Annotated in this window: 7 protein-coding genes; 2 read left to right on the plus strand and 5 right to left on the minus strand. The window is 70.4% G+C overall.

All coding sequences use genetic code 11. The annotated features are described in order from the left end of the window. Positions 1-152: 152 nt before the first annotated feature. A complete protein-coding gene (locus DC008_RS13095; protein ID WP_108707132.1) occupies positions 153-3638 on the plus strand; it encodes a DNRLRE domain-containing protein in 3486 nt (1161 codons plus the stop codon). A 109-nt stretch (positions 3639-3747) separates the two neighbouring features. Here the strand turns inward: DC008_RS13095 and DC008_RS13100 are convergent, their stop codons facing one another. From DC008_RS13100 to DC008_RS13115, 4 genes are all read right to left on the minus strand, one after another. Continuing rightward, positions 3748-4947, minus strand: coding sequence for an acyltransferase family protein (locus DC008_RS13100; protein WP_108707133.1), 1200 nt, complete (start codon positions 4945-4947; stop codon positions 3748-3750). Between the two features lie 74 nt (positions 4948-5021). Further along, positions 5022-7265: a bifunctional polysaccharide deacetylase/glycosyltransferase family 2 protein gene (locus tag DC008_RS13105; protein ID WP_108707134.1), complete on the minus strand. Its 2244-nt coding sequence runs from the start codon at positions 7263-7265 to the stop codon at positions 5022-5024. Further along, complete coding sequence (locus DC008_RS13110; protein ID WP_235072978.1) at positions 7265-8323, minus strand: superantigen-like protein SSL4; 1059 nt, start codon at positions 8321-8323, stop codon at positions 7265-7267. Before DC008_RS13110 ends, DC008_RS13105 begins: the two co-directional genes overlap by 1 nt. A gap of 248 nt (positions 8324-8571) precedes the next feature. After that, positions 8572-9540, minus strand: a complete 969-nt coding sequence (locus DC008_RS13115) for a LysR family transcriptional regulator (protein ID WP_108707136.1) — start codon at positions 9538-9540, stop codon at positions 8572-8574. A gap of 134 nt (positions 9541-9674) precedes the next feature. Between DC008_RS13115 and DC008_RS13120 the strand changes: the two genes are divergently transcribed. Further along, on the plus strand, positions 9675-10955 hold the full coding sequence (locus DC008_RS13120; protein ID WP_244221352.1) for an MFS transporter: 1281 nt from the start codon (positions 9675-9677) through the stop codon (positions 10953-10955). Positions 10956-11071: 116 nt separating this feature from the next. On the opposite strand, the gene DC008_RS13125 is transcribed toward DC008_RS13120, so the two are convergent. Beyond that, positions 11072-11287 (minus strand): acyl-CoA carboxylase subunit epsilon, encoded by a 216-nt coding sequence (locus DC008_RS13125; protein WP_108707137.1) that lies wholly within the window; start codon positions 11285-11287, stop codon positions 11072-11074. Positions 11288-11297: the final 10 nt, after the last annotated feature.

Consider the following 11297-nt stretch of genomic DNA (forward strand, 5'->3'; position numbering starts at 1 on the left):
GCCTCTCCATGAGTCATCATCGCCTCGCTCGCCATATCCATTCTGAATCGGGGGACCCTCTCCGGGACCAGGAGTCGAATGGGCCTTGGCCGGCCGATCGTACCGGCGGCGCCCAGCCTGCCCGTCGGCATTCTGGGAAGGGGAATCGCCCGATGACGCGCAACTGGCGTCGCACACCCGGCCGTCGGTCCACCGCCGCGCTGGTCGCAGCCGCGGTCGCTGCCACCGGTGTGGTGTATGCCGGATTTCAGATGGCCGACGACGAAGCCGGAGGGCCCGGCGACCGTCCATCGCGAACGGTGACCGAGCCCGCTGCGCTCGCTCAAGCAGCCACGACAGGCAGGAACGTCGAGGTCACGGCTGCGCGAACGGAACGCTCGACCACCTGGGCCAGACCCGACGGCCTGATGGAGAAACATCTGCGTTCCTCCCCCATCCGGGCGAAGGTCGGGGGTGAGTGGAAGACGATCGATCCCAGCCTGCGCCGGACCAAGGCCGGCTGGGAACCGAGGGCAACCAATACGCGGATGGTCTTCTCCTCCGGTTCGAAGGAACGTGGTGAGTCTCGCTCTTCGCGGTCCACTGTGCGTCGCGTCTCGCTCCTGCGCGATGTCGCAGCCGACGACAGTGGAACGCCCCTGGTCACCTTGTATGTGGGGAGCGAAGGCGAACAGCACGCGATCCAACTCACCTGGCCCGGGCCGGTGCCCGCTCCGATCATCGATGGCAGCCGTGCGCTGTATCCGGAGATCTTCCCCGGCGGCGACCTGGTTCTGACCGCCGACGACGACGGCTTCGGTCAGGTCCTGGTGCTGAAGAACCGGGAAGCCGCTTCCGACCCTCATGCGCAGCAGCTCTCCTACGGCCTGCACTCCGCGAGTCTGACGTTCCGCCTCAATCCCATCTCGGGCATCGTCGGTGCGGAGAACGCCTACGGCGAGGAAGTCGCACTCTCACCCACCCCCCTGATGTGGGACAACAGCGGACAGCCGGCCGTCACCGACGGCGGTGTCGGGGCGAGCGCCCAGCCGACCGAGGAGGAGTCACCGGATCCGACCGACACGGCGACCGAATCCCCGTCGGAGAGCCCGAGCGCAACGGAGGAAGAGGCTCCTCAGTCCGACGAACAAGGGGACGCCGACGTCGAGTCGCTGCCTTCCGCGACCGACGGTCCGGAGCCCACCGCCAGCGAATCGTCCCTGCCTCCGGCACCCGCCGAACCCACCCCCAGCCCCTCGCAGACGGGACCAGCCTCCACCCTGAGCCTGCCCTCTCTGGACGGGCCGTCGCCCGACTCGCGCGGCAACCTCGTGGAAGCCGATTTGGCAGCGGGGCGTTGGACGCTGACACCCGACCAGGAATTCCTGAACGACCCTGACACGACGTACCCGGTCTTCATCGACCCGTCGGTCAAGAAGCACACCCAGAACTGGACCACGGCCTACAACCGGCATCCCAATGCCACCTTCTACAACGGCAAGGGCTTCAATAAGGGCGGCACCCAGGAAGCGCGCGTCGGATTCGAATCCGACACATGGGGCACCTCTCGCTCGTTCTTCAATATCTCCTTCGACAAGGATCTGAAGGGTACGAAGATCACCAGCGCGAAGTTGCGCATGCTGGAGAGTTACTCCTGGTCCTGCCAGGCCCGCTCGATGAGCGTCCACCTCACCGACGACATCGACTCCCACACGAACTGGAAGAACGCCCCGGGACTTCACGACGGCAACAAACTGGCCACCAAGAGCTTCGCTCATGGCTACAAGTCCCACTGCCGCGACGCCTACGAAACCTTCGACGTCAAGAAGGGAGCTCAGAAGACCGCCGACGAGGGCGACGAAATGATCACCTTTGGGCTCCGGGCCCGGGACGAGCACGCCCAGTACGCCTGGAAGAAGTTCCACGCCAATGGCGACCACGCCCCGGTGCTCGAGCTGGTCTACAACCGCAAACCCTCCATCGTGGCGAACTCCCTGGACATGGGACCGGACGGCAAGTGCACCACGACCAAGCCCTACGTCCGGATGGGTTCGGCTGACCTCACTTTCACGGCCAAGAGCACGGACAAGGACAAGAACCTCGACTTCTTCGACTTCGACCTCTGGCCTACTGGACAGTGGGACAGCACCGGTGACCTGCTGAAGTCCAAAGGCAAGGTTCCCGTAGGCGGTGACTCGGACACGGCACTGCGCACCACCCCCGGGTTCTCCACCGACTCCCTCAAGAGCGGAGCCACGTACTCATGGCGAGTGCGCGCCGTCGACGACGCCGGTTCCACCTCGAGCTGGTACCCGAAGACGCCGTGCCGGTTCGTGCTCGACACGACGGCGCCGCGGCCTCCCAAGGTCAGCTCCATCGACTTCCCGAATGCGGACGGCGAGGAGGACGGCTTCGGCAATGACGGCGAGGACAGCAACTGGTCCGAGAAGAAGTTCGGGACGCCGGGTTCCTTCACGGTGCGGGCGTTGAACACCGACGTCGTGCGCTACGAGTACGGCTTCAACTCACCCAGCTACACCGGCAGCGTGGCCCGCACCGCCGGCGCCGCCACCACCGTCAGTGCGACCATCTCGAATGCCAAGCCACCCACCGCGGGGCCGAACGTGCTCTATGTCCGGGCCGTCGACAGCTCCGACAATCCCTCGGAGCCGACGAAGTACTTCTTCTACGTCACCCCACGTGACCAGGCGGACAAGGCAGGGGACTTCACCGGCGATCAGCTGCCTGACCTCATGGCTGTCACCGAGGCCGGCAACCTCGCCATGTACCCGTCCCAGGCCAAGAGCTCCGACCTGACCAAGGGAACCGGCGACCTCGACTACTCCATGGCCGGCGCCTACCGGGCCAACCCCGACAAGGACCCGAACGGCGACGACGACAAGCCTCCGTACTCAGCTCCGCCCAGTGGTCACTTCAAGGGCGCCCTCATCACTCACAACGGCGACATCTACGGGGGCGACGGTCTGCAGGACCTTGTCGTCCGGGTCGGTGGCAGGCTGTGGGTGTACCCCGGGGACGGGTACGGAGCGGTGAACATCGATCGGCGCCAGGAGATCCTGCTGCCCGCCGGGGCGCCGAGCCCCGCGTCCTTCACTCAGATCGTGGCTGCGGGCGACGTCACCGGCGACAGCCGCACCGACTTCTTCGTCACCGTGGAGAACGCTGCCGGAACCGACGACGAGCTGTGGGCGTTCACCGGCTACCACGGCGCGACCGTTGATCAGGCGGTCCGGCTGTCGAGCTCCTCCTGGAAGGGGCGCGACATCGTCATCGTCGGGGACATGTCGGGCGACAGCGTCACGGATCTCGTCTACCGCTCGGACACTTCGGGTCGGCTGCTCCTGCGCAAGGGCATCGCAGCGAGTTCCGACGCGGTCGACCTGAACTCCCTGGCCTCGGCAGCCAACTCCGCCGGCGGTACGGATACGTACTGCAGCGGTACAGGCTGGTCCAGCAGCAGCATGCCCTTCCTGCACGGCACACCGGATGCCAACAGCGACGGCATCCCTGACATCTGGTCCGTACGCCCGAACGGCACCGTGTACTTCCACGCGGGCGGCAAGACAGCCGTAGCCGAGCCCGGAACCCAGGTGATCAGCACCAACGATTGGTGGCCGAAGCGCATCACCATCGGGTGACCCCCGTCAGGAACAAATGACTGAGGGCCCGCTTCCTCGAAGGAAGCGGGCCCTCGTCATCGCGCCGGGGAGTGATCAGATCAAGCGGCTGGTCCGGAAGAGCGAGTCATCACCGGGCTCGGCGGTGTCCCTTCTTCGCCGAGCCGTCCGGCCACAGCTGTGGCTTCCGCTTCGCGGCGAGGTCTTCCGCCCAGCCGAACCAGACGATGCAGCTGCCGATCAGGACCCAGGTGAACGCCAGCACGGGCCAGGGGCTCTCCAGAAGCCAGGAGAAGTGCATCCACATCACGTCGAACTGCCACAGCTGGTCCCACATGGTCGCGGCGATCAGGATGCAGATGTTGTGCCACAGGTAGATCGTCACCGCCCGGGAGTTGAGCAGGGTGATCACCCGGTCCCAGCGTCGCAGCCGGCGAGGCCACTCCGACCAGGACGGACTGAGGTGCAGCAGCAGTAGGACCGTGCCGAAGGACCAGAGCGCCTGGGCCAGCGGCATGCTGTCCAGATCGTGGTCCATGGAGAAGTCGTGGTTCAGCGCGTACCAGAGGCCGACGAGGGCGAAGACGGGAGCGACCGACGGCACGATGTAGCGCGGGAGCCGCCGCAGTACGCCCTCCTGGTGGGCCATTCCCAGGATCCAGCAGGCGCCGAAGGTGCTGAAGTCGGTGAGCGCCGACGGGAACCGCTCGCCGGGAAGGTTGATCCAGCCCTGTTCGAAGGCCAGCGACAGCGCGAGCGGCGCGAGGATCGTCGCCACCGGCATGGCGCGCAGAGCCTTGAGCAGGAACGGCGAGAGGAGGACGTACCAGAGGTAGGCACGGATGTACCACAGCGGGCCCGCGAGGTCGGCGGCCCAGTTCTCGCCGATGACGCCGTGGAGCCCGGGCAGTCCCTCGGCATAGGGCGGGTCGCTCAACGGGACGATCCAGTAGGCGAGGTGGATCCACCACCAGCCGGGGTGGTTGTCGGGGTCAGGACCCCAGCCCTGGATCACCATGCCCGTGACGCCGATGACTCCCAGAAGCCACAGCGGGGGCAGGAGGCGACGGATGCGGCTCCTGATCACCTGGATCGCCGGGCGCTTCAGCGAGCGGGCCATGAGGTTGCCCGCGAGCGCGAACATGACGCCCATGGAGGGGAACACCAGCGGCAGCCAGGCCCAGCCGGTCAGGTGGTACAGCACCACGCGGAACAGCGCGAGGGCCCTGAGGAGGTCGAAGTAGCGGTCCCGCTTCGGGGCCGGCCGGGTTTGTTCGGGAGCGGTCGGAGCGACCGGTCCCTCGATGTCGGCGTAGGGCTGGGTGACCATGGCCGTGTCCGCGGCATGGCGCGCTGCGGGGACCGCGCCGGGGACGGTGGCCCCCGCGGGGTCGTAGGGAGGATTCATCGCACGGGCCTCTCGTCCAGGATCTGCCGGTCCTGGGCCGGCACGGTCGGCGGGGCGGACACCCCGCCCATGCGCCGCAGCTTCTGCCAGCGCAGGCGGCCGCCGGTGAGGGCGGTGATCCAGGACTGGAGCAGGACGACGTACATGAGCTGGCGGTAGAGGATCTGCTGGAGGGGCAGCGAGATCAGGGGGGTGAGGCGTTCACGGTCGAGGATGAACGCGTAGGTGGCGCAGGCCGCCTGGATGGCGAGGACACCGAACCACGCGAGGATCGTCTTCTCCGTCGGACCGAAGATCAGGCCGTAGATCAGGAAGACGTCGATGAGGGGGGCGAGCAGGGGTGCCAGGACCATGAACAGCGACACCAGGGGCAGGCCGACCCGGCCGAAGCGGCCCGAGGGCCCCTTCTCCACGAGGGCGCGGCGGTGCTTCCAGATCGCCTGCATCGTGCCGTACGACCAGCGGTAGCGCTGGGACCACAGCTGCTGCACGGATTCGGGTGCCTCGGTCCAGGCCCGGGCCTTCTCCGCGTACACGACACGCCAGCCGTCCCGGTGGAGCGCCATGGTGATGTCGGTGTCCTCGGCGAGGGTGTCGTCGCTCATGCCGCCGACCCGCTCGAGGGCCGAGCGGCGGAACGCGCCCACCGCGCCGGGGATGGTCGGCATGCACTGGAGGACGTCGTACATACGGCGGTCGAGGTTGAAGCCCATCACGTACTCGATGTGCTGCCAGGCGCCGATGAGCGTGTCCTTGTTGCCGACCTTGGCGTTGCCCGCCACCGCTCCGACGCGCGGGTCGGCGAAGGGCTGTACGAGTTCGCCGACCGTGGACGGTTCGAACACCGTGTCACCGTCCATCATCACGATCAGGTCGTACCGCGCGTTGGCGAGGCCGCGGTTGAGCGCCGCGGGCTTGCCGGCGTTGAGCTGACGGACGACACGGACGTTGGGCAGTCCCATCGCCTCGACGATGCGGGCCGTGCCGTCGCTGGAGCCGTCGTCGATGACGATGATCTCGATGGGGTGCTCGCTGCGCGTCAGGGAGAGCACCGTGTTCTCGATGCACTTGGCCTCGTTGTACGCGGGCACGAGCACCGACACCGGCTCGGTGATCGGTGCGTTCGGGCCCCAGGTGAAGTCCCGGCGGCGCGTCCGGCGGGCGTGGATCGCGGACAGCAGCAGCATCAGGCCGAAGCGGGCGATGACGAGGAAGCCGATCGCGGCGAGGCCGACGACCAGGATCGAGGTGATGCTGGCGGAGGCTCCGACCAGGAAGACCCAGGCCTTGCCCTTCCACAGTTCCGGGCCGGTGACCTGGGTGTGTGCGCTCGGCGCCTTCAGGGCCTCCGTGAGGTTGCGGAACTCGTAGCCCTGGCCCTGGAGCTGTGGGATGAGCGTGTCCAGCGCCTGCACCGTCTGGTGGCGGTCACCGCCGGAGTCGTGCATCAGGACGATGGCGCCCTCACCCTTCTTGGGTGTGGAGTTGCGGACGATCTGTTCGACGCCCGGCTTGCGCCAGTCCTCGCTGTCGCTGTCGTTGACCACCGTGAGGTAGCCCCGGCTGCCGATGTACTCCGTCACCGGCCAGGAGTTGTTGTCCATGTTCTTGGACTTGGAGGAGTACGGCGGCCGGAACAGGGAGCTGCGGATGCCGGCCGCACCCGCGAGCGCCAGCTGGTTCTGCGAGAGCTCCCAGTCGATGCGCTTCTTGGACTGGTAGGAGAGATCGGGGTGGTTGAAGGTGTGCAGCCCGATCTCGTGGCCCTCGTCCACCATGCGCTTGACGAGGTCGGGGTAGCGGGAGGCCATCGTGCCGGTGATGAAGAAGACCGCGTGCGCGTTGTTCCGCTTCAACGCGTCGAGCACCTTGGGCGTCCACTCGGGGTCCGGGCCGTCGTCGAAGGTGAGCACCACCTTGTCGTCCGGTACCCGGAGTGTGGCGGCTTTACCGTTCCGGGTGTCGATGACAGGACCACCCGTGAGTACGTCCTTGGGCACCCTGTCGTTCGCGGTTGCGGGCGCAACCCGGTGGTCCGCCAGGATCTCGCTGTGGACGTAGCCCCGCAGCATCAGCATCGCCATCAGCGCGACGAGGACCAGGCAGGGCAGGAGCAGGCGCATGGGGACGCGGCGGCGGCGCGGGGCGGCGGGGCGGGCGCGGTGTTCGGGTGCGTGGCGACGCGAGGAGCCGCCGCGGGCTCCGTGCTCTGCCCCACGGCGGCGGTTGCGGGATGCCATCAGAAGGTGTTCTCCGGGAACGGGGCGGCGGGAGCGGAGGTGGTGCCTCCGGGCTCCTGCGCGACGGGCTCAGGGTTGCTCGGGCCGTTGGCGACCGTCCCCGTGCCGGGGTCTTCGGTGGTCGTGGGGTCGGTCGGCTCCGTGGTGGTGCCGCCGCCGTCCGTCGGGCTCGGTGCGGTGGGGTCGGTGACCGGGTCCGTGGACGGGTCCCGGTCGGGTGTCGGGTTGCCGCCGCCGGGGTTGGCCGGGCCCTTGGTGCCGGTCGGCTTCGCGGCGCCGGTCGCGGCCGGGTCCTGGGCGTCGGCGGACGCGCCGGGCGCGGTGCTGCCGGCGCCGGGCAGGACGCTCTCGCCGGCCGAGGCGGACGGGGAGGCGCCCGGGGCGACGTCGGAGGTCTCGGAGGGCACGGTCGCGGACTCGGCGGGCTGCGGTGAGGTGTCGACCTGGCCGGCCGGCTTCTCCTTGGGGCCCTCGACGGGCAGCCAGGGCGCGTCGGAGTTGCCGGACAGCAGGGTGGTCACGATGACGACGGCGTAGACGGCGCAGGCGAGTGCGACGGCCATGCCGAGCCGGCGGAAGCGGCGGCTGCGGCGGCCCGTCTCGTCGACGAACACCGGTCCGTCGGAGCCCTCGGGGCCGCCGGGGGCGTCCTTGGCGGCGCGCAGCATGCCGTCCAGTTGGAGGCCGACGCCGTCGAGCTGGACGGTGACCTCGTGCGGGTCGTGGGTCGCGCCGGTACCCGCAGTCTGCTCGTGCTCGGCCCACGGGTCGCGCACGGGTGCGGTGCGCGGACCGCCGGACGCCGCGAACGGGTCGGTGCCGGGGGCCGCGTGACGGCCGTGCCGGGGCGGTTCCGCCGGTCTTCCGACGCCGGGGAGGACCGCGGTCTCGTCGCCGTGCGCGGCGGGGCCGCCGCGCAGGATCTCCGTCTTGTCGGCGTCCGTCGAGGCACGCCTGCCACCCTGGAGTATGTCCGTCTCCCTTGCCTCGGTCCGGGAGCGCGGCCCCCGACCCGGGAGCCCGGTCTCCCCGGTCGCCGGGAATGCCTGGGTGTCCACCCCGGCGCCCCCCGCGGAAGAATCGCCCACAGACCGGTACGCGGCCTGGGGCCACTCCGGTTGGGCGTCTTCTCGCCACTTCTTCACGCGCACCCACATCCCCCCACGGGACCGTTCCGGGTGCGCACACGACTCCGAGCACTCGTCGCCGTACCGAGCCCCCACCCGGTCCGAGCGCCCCCCTTACCACACTGTGCTCAGGCGAAGAATGTAGCGCACGCGGAGGTTTCGTGGTTGCCACGTGCCAATTAATGGACGCCCATGACGCATGCGTCGGTGGCCGGAATCCATCCCTCAGGGGGTCGATTCAGCCACCCTTCCTCCCCTGTGACCTGCGCTGCCGCCCGCCGAAGGGCGATAAGTCCGGGATGCTCGAGACCGTTTCTCCATACAAGTGATACTGGTGACAGTGGGACCGGGTCCGTCAGCGGACGGAGGACGGTGCCCGGCATCGGGGGGAAGCCGACCACGGCGAGCACCGGGTTACGCGTCTTCGCCATGAGCCGCTGGAACTCCTCGTCGCCGACGGCCAGCGGCGCCGGGGCGGCGATCTCGACACCCCGCCCCTCGAACAGGGCGCGCGCCAGGGCGGTCCACTCGGGCGTACGGGGGTTGCCGGCGCCGGCGTAGACGGTCTCCCCGGCGAGCGCGGCCAGCGGCACCGTGTCCCGGGCGGCCAGGGGGTGGTCCTCGGGGAGGACGACGGCCATCGGCTCCAGCCGGACCGGCTGGTGGTCGAGGCCGGCCCGCAGCGCCGGGTCCAGGCCGGCGAACCGGCCGAACGAGGCGTCGAGGCGCCCGGCGAGCAGGTCGGCGGCGGCGCCCGTGAGACCGCTCTCGTAGCGGGCCATCAGCTCCAGGTCGGGGGCGAGTTCGCGGGCCCGGTGCAGGACCGCGCGGGTGGTGCGCAGGCCGGGCGAGTTCAGGTCCACGAGCAGGGGGCGGGCCTGCCCGAAGGCGGCGAGCAGGTCGTCCTGGGCCTGGAGGGCACGGCGGGCGTACGGCACGAGCCGCTCGCCGTCGGGGGTGAGGGTGACCTGCCGGGTCGTGCGCACGAACAGCTCGGCGCCGAGTTCGCGCTCCAGGCGGCGCACGTCCCGGCTGAGCGCCTGCTGGGCGACGTACAGACGGGCGGCTGCGCGGGTGAAGTGCAGTTCCTCCGCGACGGCCAGGAAGGCGCGCAGCAGACGGGGGTCGAGGTGGGAGGGGGCCGGCATGCGGTGAACTTACAACAGGGGTGCGTGAATCCGCGCGGAGCAGGTGTTGGACCCCGTGATCGGCGGCGGGTGAGGCTGGGCGCATGCCGCAGTCGACCATACGAAGTGCCCCTGATGCCAGGGAAGTCCGGAACATGACGAATGCCCAGCAGACCCCTTTGTCTCCAGGGCGGAGCCGCCCACCGGGACCCTACCGGCGGCTGTTCGCCCGGCCCGGCGCGCTCGCCTTCACCGTCGCCAATCTGGCGGCCCGGCTTCCCATGGGCATGCTCAGCGTGAGCGCGGTCGTGATGATCGCCGGCACACGTGGGTCGTACGCCCTCGCCGGGGCCGTCACCGCGACCGGGCTCGCGGCCACCGCGGTCGTCGCGCCCTGGATCGCGCGGCTCGTCGACCGGTACGGGCAGGCCCGGGTCGCCGTCCCGGCCACGCTCCTCGCGGCACTGGGCAGCATCGCCCTGGTGCTGTGCGTACGGTACGGCGCCCCCGCCTGGACGCTGTTCGCGTCGTACGCCGCCACCGCGACCACGCCCAACACCGGCGGCATGTCCCGAGCGCGGTGGGCGCATCTGCTGAAGGACGACGCGGGGGCGCTGCACACCGCGAACTCCTTCGAGCAGGCCGTCGACGAACTGTGCTTCATGCTGGGCCCGGTGCTCGCGGCCTTCCTGTGCGGGGCCGTCTTCCCGGAGGCGGGCACGCTGGTCGCCGTGGCCCTGCTCGTGACAGGGGTGCTGGCCTTCGCCGCCCAGCGGTCCACCGAGCCGCCCGCGCACGGCCCGGTCTCGGCGTCCGGCCCCGCGCCGCTGCGGGCGCCCGGCATGCCCGCGCTGCTCGCCGTCTGCCTCGCGCTGGGCGCGGTGTTCGGGGCGACGGAGGTCGTGACGCTCGCGTTCGCCGACGAGCAGGGTCATCGGGCGGCCGCGGGCGCGGTGCTGGGACTCCAGGCCGCCGGGTCCTGCGCGGCGGGCCTGCTGTACGGGCGGCTGCGGCTCACCGGGTCCCCCGAGCGCCGCTACCCGTGGTGCGTGGCGGCGATGACCGCGCTGCTGGTCCTGCCCGCGGTGGCTGCCGGCACCGGCTCGCTCGTGTTCCTGGCCGGCGCCCTCCTGATCGCCGGGATGGCCACCGCGCCCACGATGATCACCAACATGGCCCTGGTGCAGCGGCGCACCCCGCCGGGCCGTCTCAACGAGGGCATGACCCTGGCGGTGACGGCCCTGCTCGGCGGCATCGCCTGCGGCAGCGCGGCCGGCGGCTTCGCGACGGACCACCTGTCCCCGTCCGCCGGGTACGCCGTGCCGGTCGCGGCGGCGGGGGTCGCCCTGCTGGTGGCGGCTCTGGCACCGGTCCTGGGACGCCGGGGCGGGCGGGACGCTCAGGAGGGTGGCAGCCCGGCAACAGGGCCGGCCTGACGGCGTGTGCCGAGCGGGGTCGCCACCGCGTCCCCGTCACCCGGCCCCCGGCTCGTCGTCGGCGGGCGCGGCAACCGGGCCCGGACCCCGCCGGCGCCTGGAGCGGGCCCGCGGGATCAGGTGTGCCAGGCGCGGGGGCTGGTGTAGGGGCGGGTGCGGTCGGGGCGGGACCAGGCGGCCGTGGCGGGCCGGGCCGGCGCCGGGTCGAGGGCCGGGGCGAGGCGCAGGGTGAGGACCGCGGTGAAGGCGGCCAGTTCCTCGGGGCTCGGGGCGCCGCGCAGGACGCGTACCGAGGTGGCGGCGAGCAGGTCGGTCGGGGTCATGGTGGTCATGGGGTGCTCC

The sequence above is a fragment of the Streptomyces nigra genome (assembly GCF_003074055.1).
Lineage (GTDB): Bacteria > Actinomycetota > Actinomycetes > Streptomycetales > Streptomycetaceae > Streptomyces > Streptomyces nigra.